The 14,115-nt window shown below is 69.1% G+C and carries 12 protein-coding genes; 2 read left to right on the top strand and 10 right to left on the bottom strand.

The features are described from left to right. Nucleotides 1-11 precede the first annotated feature (11 nt). The 4 genes from EVS81_RS14815 to EVS81_RS14800 form a co-directional block, all read right to left on the bottom strand. The gene (locus EVS81_RS14815) at nucleotides 12-2,117 is read right to left on the bottom strand and encodes a primosomal protein N' family DNA-binding protein (protein WP_165384281.1); all 2,106 of its coding nucleotides are present in this window, start codon (nucleotides 2,115-2,117) and stop codon (nucleotides 12-14) included. A 7-nt stretch (nucleotides 2,118-2,124) separates the two neighbouring features. Then, on the bottom strand, nucleotides 2,125-3,330 hold the full coding sequence (gene metK, locus EVS81_RS14810; protein WP_130111057.1) for a methionine adenosyltransferase: 1,206 nt from the start codon (nucleotides 3,328-3,330) through the stop codon (nucleotides 2,125-2,127). Nucleotides 3,331-3,472: 142 nt separating this feature from the next. Then, entirely contained in the window at nucleotides 3,473-3,766 is a 294-nt protein-coding gene (gene rpoZ, locus EVS81_RS14805; RefSeq protein WP_130111056.1) for a DNA-directed RNA polymerase subunit omega, read from the bottom strand. A 30-nt stretch (nucleotides 3,767-3,796) separates the two neighbouring features. Continuing rightward, a complete protein-coding gene (locus EVS81_RS14800) occupies nucleotides 3,797-4,480 on the bottom strand; it encodes a DUF8185 domain-containing protein (protein ID WP_130111055.1) in 684 nt (227 codons plus the stop codon). 98 nt (nucleotides 4,481-4,578) lie between these two features. On the opposite strand from EVS81_RS14800, the gene EVS81_RS14795 reads away from it, so the two are divergent. Next, complete coding sequence (locus tag EVS81_RS14795) at nucleotides 4,579-5,457, top strand: acyl-CoA thioesterase (protein WP_130111054.1); 879 nt, start codon at nucleotides 4,579-4,581, stop codon at nucleotides 5,455-5,457. A gap of 43 nt (nucleotides 5,458-5,500) precedes the next feature. Here EVS81_RS14795 and EVS81_RS14790 read toward each other — a convergent pair whose 3' ends face one another. The 3 genes from EVS81_RS14790 to EVS81_RS14780 form a co-directional block, all read right to left on the bottom strand. Then, complete coding sequence (locus EVS81_RS14790) at nucleotides 5,501-5,968, bottom strand: acyl-CoA thioesterase (protein ID WP_130111053.1); 468 nt, start codon at nucleotides 5,966-5,968, stop codon at nucleotides 5,501-5,503. A gap of 16 nt (nucleotides 5,969-5,984) precedes the next feature. Continuing rightward, entirely contained in the window at nucleotides 5,985-7,667 is a 1,683-nt protein-coding gene (ettA, locus tag EVS81_RS14785; RefSeq protein WP_130111052.1) for an energy-dependent translational throttle protein EttA, read from the bottom strand. A gap of 84 nt (nucleotides 7,668-7,751) precedes the next feature. Then, entirely contained in the window at nucleotides 7,752-8,240 is a 489-nt protein-coding gene (locus tag EVS81_RS14780) for a DUF6993 domain-containing protein (protein ID WP_130111051.1), read from the bottom strand. Nucleotides 8,241-8,505: 265 nt separating this feature from the next. On the opposite strand from EVS81_RS14780, the gene EVS81_RS14775 reads away from it, so the two are divergent. Next, nucleotides 8,506-9,063, top strand: coding sequence for a single-stranded DNA-binding protein (locus EVS81_RS14775; protein WP_130111050.1), 558 nt, complete (start codon nucleotides 8,506-8,508; stop codon nucleotides 9,061-9,063). A gap of 6 nt (nucleotides 9,064-9,069) precedes the next feature. Here the strand turns inward: EVS81_RS14775 and msrA are convergent, their stop codons facing one another. Genes msrA through dnaE form a run of 3 tightly spaced genes read right to left on the bottom strand, consistent with a single transcriptional unit; the run spans nucleotide 9,070 to nucleotide 14,009 of the window. Beyond that, nucleotides 9,070-9,609: a peptide-methionine (S)-S-oxide reductase MsrA gene (msrA, locus tag EVS81_RS14770; protein ID WP_130111049.1), complete on the bottom strand. Its 540-nt coding sequence runs from the start codon at nucleotides 9,607-9,609 to the stop codon at nucleotides 9,070-9,072. A gap of 2 nt (nucleotides 9,610-9,611) precedes the next feature. Further along, complete coding sequence (gene nadE, locus EVS81_RS14765; protein WP_130111048.1) at nucleotides 9,612-10,442, bottom strand: ammonia-dependent NAD(+) synthetase; 831 nt, start codon at nucleotides 10,440-10,442, stop codon at nucleotides 9,612-9,614. A 57-nt stretch (nucleotides 10,443-10,499) separates the two neighbouring features. Then, on the bottom strand, nucleotides 10,500-14,009 hold the full coding sequence (gene dnaE, locus EVS81_RS14760) for a DNA polymerase III subunit alpha (protein ID WP_240740084.1): 3,510 nt from the start codon (nucleotides 14,007-14,009) through the stop codon (nucleotides 10,500-10,502). Nucleotides 14,010-14,115 lie beyond the last annotated feature (106 nt).

The raw sequence follows: 14,115 nt of genomic DNA, 5'->3' as shown, positions 1-14,115 counted from the left end.
AGCCCGGGCGCCTAGCCGTCGAAGACCCCGCGGTCGTCGAATCGGAGCCTGAGCGCCTCGGGTCTCGCCCGGCCCGGGGCGCGGCCGCGGGTGCGCGACGACGACCCCGCGGCATCCGCCACGAGTGCGCCGCGCAGGCGACTCGCGACCTCATCGCCCTGGGCGTAGTCGAAGCGCACGATCGCGCGCACCAGGCCGGCCGGCGTCTTCGCCGGGCCGCCCGGCGGAACGGGAGTCGGCCCCAGATGATCGACGCCGGGCAGTTCGGAGAGCTGTCGCAGCGCACGAGCCACCTCGTCGGGGCCGCCGCTCACGCTCGCCACCCGAACCGCCGGTGGATAGCGGAGGGCGTGGCGATCCCGAAGCTCACCGCGCAGCCACTCCTCCTCGCGCCCGGTCACGAAGGAGCGCACGACAGGCCCTCCGCCAGAGGCCATCAGGCAGACGCCGTCGGGCGCGCTGAGTGCGGCGGCGTTCTCCCACCAGCGCAGGCAGTCCTCTCCGGCTCGCAGCGTCTCGAGCCCGAGCAAGCGCTCGGCATCGAGCAGCACGACGGCGCGATAACCGCCGGCGGCGAGCGGTTCGGCACCGCGAGTGGCCACCACGAGAGCGGGGCGGGCATCGACCCGCTCCCGCGGATGCTCGCCGTCGCTCAGAATCACTCGCGCGCCCTCGAACTGGCGCTCGAACTGCTCGACGGTGCGCGCCGAGCCCATTCCGCGCTCCTCGAGCCGGGTGCCCTCGCAGGTGCCGCAACGCCACTCCGTCGCGTACTCCCCGCACCAGCGGCACGAGGCGCGCCCCACGGTGCGGAACCCGACCGGCCCACTGCAGGCCCGGCACCGAGCGAGGTCGCCGCACTCAGTGCACACCGCCACCGGCGCATAGCCGGGCGTCGCCACCTGCACCAGCACCGGACCGCTCCGCAGGCCCTCGCGGATCGTTCGGGCGGCGAACTCGGGCACCCGGCCGGCGAACGCATCGGGCGTCATGGCGGCGTCGGCGTGGATGATGCGGGCGCGCCTCGGCGGGTGCTGCTGCGCGCCCACGTAACCGATGTCGACGAGGCGCTGCACCTCTGCGCTGCGCGCATGCCCGGCGAAGAAGAGACCGGCGGACTCCCCCGGCGCGGCCTCCGCGCTCAGCGCCGCCCGCACGAGTGCGGCGTCGCGCGCGTGCACGTAGGGCGAACGAGGTTCGGCGAGCACCGGATCGCCGTCGTCCCACATGATGATCGCGCCGAGCCGATGGGCCGGCGCGTAGACCGCCGAGCGGTTGCCGAGCACGATCCGCGGCTCGGCATCGAGCGCGCGCAGGAATCCGGCGTAGCGCTCGGCGTTCGACTGCCGGGAGTCGACGCGCACGATGTCCGGATGCCCGAGCGCGGCCAGCGCGTCGCGCAGCTGATCGAGATCCCGGTAGTCGGGAGCGATGAGGATCGCGCTGCGTCCGAGCGCGTGCACCGCGATCGCGAGCCTCGCCAGGCGCGCCGCCCAGCCGCCGACCCACTCCCCGGTGTGCAGCCGCTCCGGTCCGTGCGAGGCCGTGAGGGCGAGGCGCGCGCCCGAGACCAGCTGCCCGGCGATCGCAGCCTCCTCCGGGAAGCGCTCTGGGCCGGCCTCGGTTCCGGGCGTCTCGGGCGCGTCGGCCTCGGCCTCGGCCTCCGCCTCGAGCGCGCGCGCCTCTGCCCGGGCCGCGAGGTGCTGCTTCTCGACCCGGACCTGCCGCGTGGGGATCGCGAGCCGGAGGATGTCTCCCGCGGATCCGCCGGCACGGTCGGCCACGGTTCTGGCGAGACGCCACACCTCGGGCGACAGCAGCGGAACACGGGTGACGAGATCGGCGATCGCCGAGAGCTCTCCCCCGAAATCGCTGCGATCGGCGAACGCAATGATGTAGCCGAAGCTCTTTCGCTCCTGCGAGCGGAACGGCACGCGAACGCGCTGACCGACCCGCACATCGTCGGCGAGCTCGGCTGGAATCGCGTAGTCGAAGAGGTGATCGAGCTGGGGAAGCGCGGAGTCGAGGAGCACGCGGGCCACCGCCCGGCCGTTCGCGGCCTCTGCCCGCGCGAACGGGTCGAGGCCCGCCCCGACGCTCGCACCGCCCGTCGACACCGCGTGCCTACAGACCGGCTGCGGACCGCAACTCGGCGGTGCGCGGGGTGGCCTCCCAGGTGAAGTCGGGCAGCTCGCGACCGAAGTGGCCGTAGGCGCTCGTCTGCGCGTAGACGGGCCGCAGCAGTTCGAGATCGCGGATGATCGCGAGCGGTCGCAGATCGAAGACCTCGCGAACGGCGCGCTCGATCCGGTCGAGCGGCACCGTCTCGGTGCCGAAGGTCTCGACGTAGAGGCCGACCGGGTGGGCGCGACCGATCGCGTAGGCGACCTGCAACTCGGCGCGACGCGCCAGACCGGCGCGCACGACGTGCTTCGCGACCCAGCGCATCGCGTACGCGGCGGAGCGGTCGACCTTCGACGGGTCCTTTCCGCTGAACGCCCCGCCCCCGTGCCGGCTGGCGCCGCCGTAGGTGTCGATGATGATCTTCCGGCCGGTGAGGCCGGCATCGCCCATGGGGCCGCCGATCACGAACGGCCCGGCCGGGTTGATGAAGAGCTGCGCATCGGCGCTGTGCAGGTCGACGCGATCGAGCACCGGCCGGATCACCTCGCGCTCGACGGCGTCGCGCAGAGCCCGCTGCGACAGATCGCCGCGATGCTGCGTGGAGACCACGACCGCCTCGACACTCGCCGCACGATCGCCGTCGTACCCGATGGTGACCTGGGTCTTGCCGTCGGGTCGCAGCTCGGGCAGCAGCCCGCTCTTGCGCACATCGGTCAGGCGCTCGGCGAGACGGTGCGCGATCCAGCTCGGCAACGGGTGCAGCTCGGGGGTCTCATCGGTCGCATAGCCGAACATGATGCCCTGGTCGCCCGCGCCCTGGCGGCTCAGCCCGTCGTCGTCCCCGTGCGCCCGGAGTTCGCCGCTGCGCACCTCGAGCGAGGCGTCCACGCCCCCGGCGATATCGGGCGACTGCTGTCCGATCGAGACCGAGACCCCGCACGAGGCGGCGTCGAAGCCCATCTCGGAACTCGTGTACCCGATGTCCCGCACCGCGTCGCGCACGATCTGCGGGATCTCGACGTATCCGGTCGTGGAGACCTCGCCGGCCACATGCACGAGGCCTGTCGTGACGAGCGTCTCGACCGCGACGCGCGCGCCGGGATCCTGCTCGAGCATGGCATCGAGGATCGAATCCGAGATGCGATCGCAGATCTTGTCCGGGTGGCCCTCGGTGACGGATTCCGAGGTGAACTGGCGCAGCGGCACGGGGTGCTCCTTGCAGTGGGAGGCGGGCGGGCGGTGTGGGCGCGACTCGGGCGAAGAACGCTGATGGCGGAAAACGCCGGTGGCGCCGGATCCCATTCAGGGTATCCGACGCCACCGACAGCGCTGCGAGTGCAGCAGAACGTTACGCGCCGACCGCAGCGGCGTCCTCCACGTCGCCCGCGACCTCGGCGCGCCGGTTCATGGTCAGCTTGCCCTCGACGATCTCATGCAGCGCGATCGACAGCGGCTTGTCGTCGACCGACGAGTCGACCAGCGGCCCGACGTTGTCGAACAGATTGCCGTCGTGCAGGTCCGTGTAGTAATCGTTGATCTGACGCGCGCGCTGCGAGGCGAAGATCACCAGGGCGTACTTCGAATCGACCTTCTCGAGCAGATCGTCGATGGGCGGGTCGATGATGCCGTTGGGGTTGGCCATGTACACACTCCTCTTGTTGACCACACCATCCTAGCCGAGGATCTCGGATCCCGCTGGGAGCGCGCCCTCCCCCAGCAGCGAGCGCACCAGCACGTGCCCGCGAGCGGTGCTCAGCCGGGTCCAGGTGAGGGACCGCGCGACGCTCACGGGATCCTCGTCGCGCAGCAGTCCCATCGTCTCCGCGGCGAACGCCGCCGCCGCCGGCACGCCCGGCGCGATCTCGGCGCCCCACACCGAGGCGCGCACCCGCTGCACCACGGCCTCGCCGGGGTTCTCGGGCAGCGCGGCGGAGACCCGCTCGATGCCCTCGGCGGCGACGGTCGCGAGCGACCGCGCGTCGATGCGCCCCGCGGCGGTCCACCCGGAGACCGGGGGCAGTACTCCCGCCCAGGCCGCGAGTCCGCTCGTGTCCGGGATGTCGAGCGCCAGGCCGACGATGCCGAGCCGTGCGATCCGGTCGAGCAGGGAGCGCGACGGAACCGTCTCGTCGACCGCATCGACGGGCGCGACTCCGAGGGCGAACGCGCGCATCACGAGCACCACGGGCGACGTGTCCGTGATACCCCTCGGCGCCTGCGTGCAGCCGTACACGGCGAGCACCGCCCCTCGGGTGACGAGGCGCACGTCCTCCTGCCCCGCACGCTGAAGGCGCTCGAGGAAGATGCGCAGGTCGTCCCTGGTCGCGTGATCCGCGAGCGACACCGTGGCAGTCATGTCCGCCAGCCTAGCGAACGGGAGGCGCGCGGCAGCGACGGCGCCCGGTCGTAGACTGGGGGCACCGTCCATGCAGTGGAGCCGACCCAGGAGGACCCATGACCGCTTCCCCCGATCTCCTCGCGATGCTCTCCGTGCTCGACTCGGGCGCCCGCACCCGGGACGACATCCTCACGGGCCCCGCGTTCCCCACGCCGCACGGGCGCTCCTTCGGCGGGCAGGTGCTCGGACAGGCGATCGCGGCCGCGGGGACGACGGTGCCCGAGGACCGCATCATCCACTCGATGCACGGCTACTTCCTGCGCCCCGGCGACAGCGAGGACCGCATGACCTTCGAGGTGGATCGCCTGCACGACGGCCGTTCGTTCTCCACCCGACGGGTGCAGGCCTATCAGAGCGGACAGGTGCTGATGTCGATGATCTCGTCGTACCAGGAACAGGACGAGGGTCTCGAGCACCAGGAGACCGCGGACCTCGGCGCGGTTCCGGATCCGGAGTCGCTGCCGAGCGTGTGGGAGACCTACGGCCATCTGGCGAGCCCGGGCGGCGGCGGGCGGGCATCGTGGGTGCTCAATCGGCCGTTCGACTTCCGCTACGTCGAGTCCGACATCATCCTCGACGTCGCCGAGCCGAGCAACCGCCAGCGGGTGTGGCTGCGCAGCCGCGACACCTTCGAGACGACGCCGCTGCTCCATGCCGCGGCGCTCGCCTTCGCGAGCGACTACCTGCTGCTCGAGCCGGTGCTGCGCCGGCACGGGGTGCCCTGGGCCACGCCCGGGATGCGCGGCGCGAGCCTCGACCACGCGATGTGGTTCCATCGGCCCTTCCGGGTCGACGAGTGGCTGCTGTACGAGCTCGAGTCCCCCACCGCGCAGGGCGGCCGCGGGCTCGCGCACGGGCGCTTCTACGACCGCGACGGCGCACTCGTCGCGAGCGTCTCCCAGGAGACGACCATCCGGCTGCCCGAGCACGAGTAGCGCGAGCCCGGGGTCGGTAGCCCCGTCGTCGAGCCCGGGAGGATCAGCCGCGGCGCAGCTGCAGCGGCGCGTCGGTCCAGGGCTCGACCGATGCGCGTCCCGCGTCGGAGAGGCGCATCGGCCGCATCGTCGTCCCGTCGACGATCACGATGTGCGAGATCGCTCTGGCGACGACCGAGCGCTCCGCCTCTGCGCCGTCGACGATCTCGTAGTGCACCTCGAGACTCGATCCGCCGAGGCGCCCGATCCACAGTTCCACGGTGATCGGGCGCTCGCCGTACTCGAGCACCCGCAGGAACTCGATCTGCTGGCTCGCGACCAGCATCTTCGGGCCCGCGGGGTCGTCGCCGCGGAAGTGGCGCTCCATGCCGGTCTCCTCGCGACCGGATCCGAGCCAGAACGTGCGCACGCGCGCCTCTTCGAGGAAGCGGGCGTAGGCCACGTTGTTGACGTGGCCGTACGCGTCCTGGTCGCCCCAGCGGAGCTCCATGTCGATGTGCACGCGTGCCATGCGCGACCCCTCTGGCCTAACCGCGCGTGAGCTTGCGGTAGGTCACGCGCGATGGCTTTGCCGCGTCGGGGCCGAGGCGCTCGATCTTGTTCGCCTCGTACGCCTCGAAGTTGCCCTCGAACCAGTACCAGCTCGCCGGGTTCTCCTCCGTGCCCTCGTACGCGAGGATGTGGGTCGCGATGCGGTCGAGGAACCACCGGTCGTGCGTGATGACGACGGCGCAGCCGGGGAACTCGAGCAGCGCGTTCTCGAGGCTCGTCAGGGTCTCCACGTCGAGGTCGTTGGTCGGCTCGTCGAGCAGCAGCAGATTGCCGCCCTGCTTCAGCGTGAGCGCGAGGTTCAGACGGTTGCGCTCACCGCCCGAGAGCACACCGGCGGGCTTCTGCTGATCCGGCCCCTTGAAGCCGAAGGTCGAGACGTAGGCGCGCGAAGGGATCTCGGTCTTGCCGACCTGGATGTAGTCGAGCCCTTCGGAGACGACTTCCCACACGGTCTTCTTCGGATCGATACCGCCGCGGGTCTGATCGACGTAGCTCAGCTGCACAGTCTCGCCGATCTTCAGCTCGCCGCCGTCGAGCGGCTCGATGCCCACGATCGTCTTGAAGAGCGTCGTCTTGCCGACACCGTTGGGACCGATGATGCCGACGATACCGTTGCGCGGCAGCGAGAAGCTCAGGCCGTCGATCAGCGTGCGGCCGTCGAAGCCCTTCTGCAGGTCCTTGGCTTCGAGCACGAGGTTGCCCAGGCGCGGTCCGGCCGGGATCTGGATCTCTTCGAAATCGAGCTTGCGGGTACGCTCCGCCTCTGCGGCCATCTCCTCGTACCGGGCGAGGCGCGCCTTCGACTTGGCCTGGCGGCCCTTCGCGTTCGACCGCACCCACTCGAGCTCCTCCTTGAGGCGCTTCTGGAGCTTCTGGTCCTTCTTGCCCTGCACCTCGAGTCGGGCGGCCTTCTGCTCGAGATAGGTCGAGTAATTGCCCTCGTAGGGGTAGAGACGGCCACGGTCGACCTCGCAGATCCAGGTGGCGACGTGGTCGAGGAAGTACCGGTCGTGGGTCACGGCCATCACGGCGCCCGGGTACTTGGCGAGGTGCTGCTCGAGCCACAGCACGCTCTCGGCGTCGAGGTGGTTGGTGGGCTCGTCGAGCAGCAGCAGGTCGGGCTTCTCGAGCAGCAGCTTGCAGAGCGCCACTCGGCGCTTCTCGCCGCCCGAGAGGTGCTTCACAATCGCCTCGGACGGCGGGCAGCGCAGCGCATCCATCGCCTGCTCGAGCTGATTGTCGAGGTCCCAGCCGTCGACGTGGTCGATCGCCTCCTGCAGCTCGCCCATCTCGGGGAGCAGCGTGTCGTAGTCGGCGTCGGGATTCGCCATCTCCGCCGAGATCTCGTTGAAGCGGTCGAGCTTGCTCTTGATCTCGGCGACGCCCTGCTGCACGTTCTCGAGGACGGTCTTCTCCTCATCGAGCTCCGGCTCCTGCATGAGAATGCCGACGGAGTACCCCGGGGTGAGGATCGCCTCGCCGTTCGAGGGCGTGTCGAGCCCGGCCATGATCTTGAGGATCGTGGACTTGCCGGCGCCGTTCGGCCCGACCACACCGATCTTCGCGCCGGGCAGGAATGCCATGGTCACGTCGTCGAGGATCACCTTGTCGCCGTGCGCCTTGCGCGCGCGGACCATCTGGTAAATGTACTCAGCCATATGCACTCTCGGGCGCGCTGGCGCCCCGAACTCCTTGCTTGGACAGGATGGGAAACGGATCCCCACCACTCTAGCGCCCGTTCTCTACCAGTCGATCGGGCGAGTGCTCCCGATGAGGCAGATGTCGCCGTTCGGGCCGACGGCGGGTTCGTTCTGCGCCACGAAGCTGCGGTCCGAGGTCACGACCTGGCCGATGAGGCAGTCTGCGCCGATGCGCACGGAGGCGAAGATGCTGTCGGCCTCGAGACCGGTCATGCTCTGATCGAAGGTGACCTGCATGGCAGACCGGTCGAAGCCCGCCTCTGCGAGCGCATCGACGACGGGAACGCCCTGCACCGGCTGCTGGCCTTCGGAGAACGATCGCAGCACCTCGGTGAAGTAGGGCAGGTTCTGCTCAGCGGTACCGCCGGGCACGAGCTCGGGCGGGGTCTCCGGAGCGGCCGGCGTCTCACGGGCGGGGGTATCGGGCGTCGGCCCCTCGATCAGCGCGCATCCCGCGAGGAGCGGGATCGCGACACCGATCGCGAGCAGCGCAGCGGCGGATCGGCGAGGTTTCGACGGGTTCGGACGCACCAGGCCAGTGTACGCAGTCGAGGCACCGCGAAGCCTGAGCGGCGAGCGAGGGGTGGGGACGCCTCGCGCAACTATCGCTCACAGGCATGGGACACCAGGTGTTCCGCACTACTCCTCCACAGATTGTCCGATCTGCGCCGGTCTCTCTCCGACGTCGGTCAGGCTGTGAGTGAGCGGACGGTTCGTCTCTCGCACGGCACGACCCGTCCGCTCGCCCCCGTACACCGGCGCCCGGGCTTCCCGCGCCGCATCGAAGGAGAGCACCATGACCATTCCCATCTGCATCGTCGGCACCGTTGCTACCGCACCCAAACTCGCGCTCACACGCTCCGGCGTCGCGTTCTGCACGTTCAGAGTCGCGAGCAACGAGCGTCGGTACGACCGCGAACAGGGGCAGTGGGTCGACGGCGAGACGAACTGGTTCACCGTCAACGCCTTCCGCGGTTTGGCCGAGCACGCGAGCGAGTCGTTCGCGAAGGGCGATCGGGTGGTGGTCAGCGGCAGAGTGCGCATGCGCCGCTGGGAGTCGGGCGAGAAGTCGGGCACCGCCGTCGAGATCGAGGCCGAGGCGCTCGGGCACGACCTGCGCTGGGGAGTCACCACGTTCGCCAAGCGCCACGGCTCGGCCGCCGCGTCCGCCACGAACGGTGCCGCGGAGGGCCGTGTCGACACGGAAGTCGCATCCGATGCGTCGAGCCGGGCGCTCGAGCCGGGCGAGCAGCGCGAGTGGCGAGTGACGGGCGACGTGACGGGCGAGACTGCACCAGATGCCCGCGACGAGGATTCGCGCGCGGGTGACGGCTTCGTTCCTGCCGCGGCGTAGAGCCGCTCAGCGCAGGTATTCGGCGAAGGAGGCGCGCACCTTGTTCACCTTGGGCACGGCGACCGCAAGGCAGTAGCCCTGCGTCGGGTTCTTCGCGAAGAAGTCCTGGTGATACTCCTCTGCGGGGAAGACCTCCCCGAGCGGCTCGATCGACGTGACAACCTCCCCCGAGCCCGCCCAGTACTCGGCGGCTCGATCGCGAGCCGCCTCGAACAGCTCGCGCTGCTCCTCGCTCGCGAAGAACATGGCCGACCGGTACTGGGTTCCGACGTCGTTCCCCTGACGGTTCAGCTGCGTGGGGTCGTGCATAGTGAAGAAGGCGTCGAGGATCACGCCGGCCGGGATGACGCTCTCGTCGAACGTGACCGCGACCGCCTCCGCATGGCCCGTCGCGCCGGTGCACACCTGCTCGTAGTTCGGCTGAGGAGTCTCCCCACCGGTATAGCACGAGAGCACCTCGGCGACCCCTCGCAGCTGCCGGTAGGCGGCGTCGAGGCACCAGAAGCAGCCTCCCGCAAGCACGAACGTCGTCGTCGAACCCGACATGATCAGTCCTCTCTCCACCACGTGTCGAACGGGGTCACGGGAAGCCTGCGCTTGTGCTCGGTGGTGCGGTAGCGCCGCTCCAGATGAGCCGCGTCCGCAGCGGCGACCTCTTCACCCCGCAGATACGCATCGATCCTCCCGTAGTCGATGCCGAGGTTGTCCTCGTCGGACTGCCCAGGATCGCCGTCGAGCAGATCCGCCGTCGGCTCCTTCTGCCAGAGCCGGCTCGGCGCGTCGAGGTGCTGCAGCATCTGCGCGCCCTGGCTCTTCGTCAGGCCCGAGAGCGGCAGAACGTCAGCCCCGCCGTCGCCGAACTTGGTGAAGAACCCGGTGATCGCCTCTGCGCCGTGGTCGGTGCCCACCACGAGCAGATCCCGATCCCCTCCGATGGCGTACTGCGCGATCATGCGCATCCGCGCCTTGGCATTGCCCTTGGTGAGGTCGGACACAGGCTCGCCGGTGGCCTCGGCGACCGCCGCAACGATCCCGTCGACCCCCGCGTCGATGTTCACGGCGATCGAACGATCGGGGCGGATGAACGAGAGGGCGAGCTGCGCGTCCTCCTCGTCCCGCTGCACGCCGTAGGGCAGACGCACGGCGATGAACTCCGCATTCCGGCCGCGGGCGCGCATGCGCTCGACCGCGATCTGGCTCAGCCGGCCGGCGAGCGAGGAGTCCTGCCCGCCCGAGATGCCGAGCACGAAGCCCGCGCAGGCCGGAATCGACATCGCGTACTCCACCAGGAAGGCGATGCGTCGCTCCGTCTCCTGCCCAGGATCGATTTCAGGGGCGGAGCCGAGCTCCCCGATGATCCGCTGCTGCAACTCGCTCATGCGCTCCACCCTACTCCGGGGCGATTTCCCCCGGGTTACACCCGCCGAGCGCGGACGTCACCCCAGCACGTCCTCCACCGGCAGCAGGCACCTCGGCCCGAGCATGCCCTTCAGCTCCCCGAACAGATCCGAGGTGATGCGCACCTGCTCCCGCAGCTCGAAGATGCGCACGGCCGTCGGGGTGATGAGGCTGAGGCGCACCTCGCTCTCGCCCGGGTGCCGCCGCAGCGTCGACTTCAGCTCCTCCATCAGCGGCTCGGTGGCCCGCGACTCGGTCAGCGTCAGCTCGAGCGTGGACGCGTCCTCCTGCACCGCCGCATCGATGGGCTTCACCCCGTAGGCGTGCATCGACATGCCGTCGTCGCGCGAGTTCAGCTTGCCGCGCAGCGCCACGATGCTGTCGGGCTGCAGCAGACTGCCGAACTCCTGATACGACTTGCCCATGAAGAGCGCCTGGATCTCGCCGGTGAAGTCCTCGAGGGTCACCATGCCGTAGAGGTTGCCCGACTTCGCCGTGCGGTGCTGCACGCTCGTCAGCAGACCGGCCACCGTGACGATCTCGCCGTCGAACCCCGCGCCCGTCTCCGGGTTCGTTGCCTGCGCGACGGTGATGTTCGCCTCCTTCGCGAGTGCCGCGTCGAGACCGCGCAGCGGGTGGTCCGACACGTAGAGGCCGAGCATCTCGCGCTCGAACGACAGCTTGTCCTTCTTCGTCCACTCCGGCCGATCCGGGATCTGCGAGACCGCCTCGGCGGAATCCCCCGAGGCCTCGGCGGCCTCGGCGAACAGGCTGTCGAAGTCGAAGCCGACATTGCCGTTCTCGGCGTCGCGCTTCTCCTTCACCGCGCTCTCGATGGCGGGCTCGTGGATCTCCACCAGCGCACGGCGCGTGCCGCCCAAGCCGTCGAAGGCGCCGGCCTTGATGAGCGACTCCACAGTGCGCTTGTTGAGTGCGACCAGAGGAACCTTCTTCAGGAAGTCGTGGAAGGTCTCGAAGGCTCCCTTGTGCTCGCGCGCCTCGCGGATCGCCTCGACGACGTTGGTGCCGACGTTGCGGATCGCCCCGAGACCGAATCGGATGTCGTCGCCGACCGCCGAGAAGTTCGCGAACGAGTCGTTGACCGCCGGGGGCAGCACCTTGATCCCCATGCGCCGACACTCGTTGAGATAGATCGCGAGCTTGTCCTTCGAGTCGCCCACGCTGGTGAGCAAGGCGGCCATGTACTCTGCGGGGTAGTGCTCCTTGAGGTAGGCGGTCCAGTAGCTCACCACGCCGTAGGCGGCGGAGTGCGCCTTGTTGAACGCGTAGTCCGAGAAGGGCAGCAGAATGTCCCAGAGCGCCTTGATCGCGGCCTCGGAGAACCCGCGCTCCTGCATGCCGCCGGAGAAGCCCGCGTACTGCTTGTCGAGCTCGGACTTCTTCTTCTTGCCCATGGCGCGGCGCAGGATGTCGGCCTGACCGAGGGTGAAGCCGGCTACGCGCTGCGCGATCGACATCACCTGCTCCTGGTAGATGATGAGTCCGTAGGTGGTGTCGAGGATGTCTTTCAACGGCTCCTCGAGCTCGGGATGGATCGGTGTGATCTCCTGCAGGCCGTTCTTGCGCAGCGCGTAATTGGTGTGCGAGTCGGCGCCCATCGGGCCCGGCCGGTAGAGCGCCAGCACCGCCGAGATGTCCTCGAAGTTGTCGGGCTTCATGAGCCGCAGCAGACCGCGCATGGGCCCGCCGTCGAGCTGGAACACCCCCAGCGTGTCGCCGCGCGCCAGCAGTTCGTAGGAGGGTGCGTCGTCGAGCTCGAGACGCTCGAGATCAAGCTCCTCACCCCGGTTGAGGCGGATGTTCTCGAGCGCGTCGGAGATGATGGTGAGGTTGCGCAGCCCCAGGAAGTCCATCTTGATGAGGCCGAGGCCCTCGCAGGTCGGGTAGTCGAACTGCGTGACGATCTGGCCGTCCTGCTCGCGCTTCTGCAGCGGGATGATGTCGATGAGCGGATCGCTCGACATGATCACGCCCGCGGCGTGCACCCCCCACTGCCGCTTCAGCCCCTCGAGGCCAAGGGCGGTGTCGTACACCTGCTTGGCGTCGGGGTCCTCCTGCAGTACGGCACGGAACTCGGCCGCCTCCTTGTAGCGGGGGTGATCCGGATCGGTGATGCCGGAGAGCGGGATGTCCTTCGCCATCACGGCGGGGGGCATCGCCTTTGTGAGCTTCTCACCCATGCCGAAGGGGAAGCCGAGCACCCGCGATGCGTCCTTGAGGGCCTGCTTCGACTTGATGGTGCCGTAGGTGACGATCTGCGCCACCCTCTCGTCGCCGTACTTCTCGGTCACGTACTTGATGACCTCGCCGCGACGGCGATCATCGAAGTCGACGTCGAAGTCGGGCATCGAGACGCGGTCGGGGTTGAGGAAGCGCTCGAAGATGAGCCCGTGCTGCAGCGGGTCGAGGTCGGTGATGCGCATGGCATAGGCCACCATCGAACCCGCGCCCGAACCGCGGCCGGGACCCACGCGGATGCCGTTGTCCTTCGACCAGTTGATGAAGTCGGCGACGACGAGGAAGTAGCCGGGGAACCCCATCTGCGTGATGACGCCGATCTCGTACTCCGCCTGCTTGCGCACCTCGTCCGAGATGCCGTTCGGATAGCGGTAGTGGAGCCCCTTCTCGACTTCCTTGATGAACCAGCTGTCCTCGGTCTCGCCGTCGGGCACCGGATAGACCGGCATGTAGTTGGCGCTGGTGTTGAACTCGACGTTGCAGCGCTCGGCGATGAGGAGCGTGTTGTCGCACGCCTCGGGGAAATCGCGGAAGATGTGCCGCATTTCGGCCGCGGTCTTCAGGTAGTAGCCGGAGCCGTCGAACTTGAAACGGTTCGGATCGTCGAGCCGGGACCCCGACTGCACGCACAGCAGCGCGGAGTGCGCCTCGGCATCGGCCTCGTGCACGTAGTGCAGATCGTTGGTGGCGACGAGCGGAATGGACAGGTCCCGCGCGATCTTGATGAGGTCGTTCTGCACGCGGCGCTCGATCTCCAGACCGTGGTCCATGAGCTCGCAGAAGAAGTTCTCCTTGCCGAAGATGTCCTGGAACTCGGCGGCCGCCTGGCGCGCCTCGGCGTACTGGCCGAGGCGCAGGCGGGTCTGGATCTCGCCCGACGGGCACCCCGTGGTGGTGATGAGCCCCGTGCCATAGGTCTGCAGCAGCTCGCGGTCCATCCTGGGCTTGAAGTAGTAGCCCTCCATAGAGGCGTAGCTCGAGAGCCGGAACAGGTTGTGCATTCCCGCCGTGGTCTCGGAGAGCATGGTCATGTGGGTGTAGGCCCCAGCGCCCGACACGTCGTCGCCGCCGCCGTCGCCCCAGCGCACGCGCGTCTTGTCTCCGCGATGCGTGCCGGGCGTGACGTACGCCTCGATGCCGATGATCGGGTTGAGGCCGCGATCCTTCGCCTGCTTCCAGAAGTCGAAGGCGCCGAACGTGTTGCCGTGGTCGGTGACCGCGATCGCGGGCATGCCCTGCGCGGCGGCCGCGTCCATGAGGGGACCGACGCGTGCCGCACCGTCGAGCATCGAGTACTCGCTGTGCACGTGCAGATGGACGAAACCGTCTTTGTCAGACACCGATGGACCCCTCTCGACGACCTCTCAAGGGTACCGTCGGCCGCTGACAGATCGC

It is taken from the genome of Leucobacter triazinivorans (assembly GCF_004208635.1).
GTDB lineage: Bacteria > Actinomycetota > Actinomycetes > Actinomycetales > Microbacteriaceae > Leucobacter > Leucobacter triazinivorans.
The sequence above is the reverse complement of the archived record's forward strand: the minus strand, read 5'-3'. Positions and strand labels throughout refer to the sequence as shown.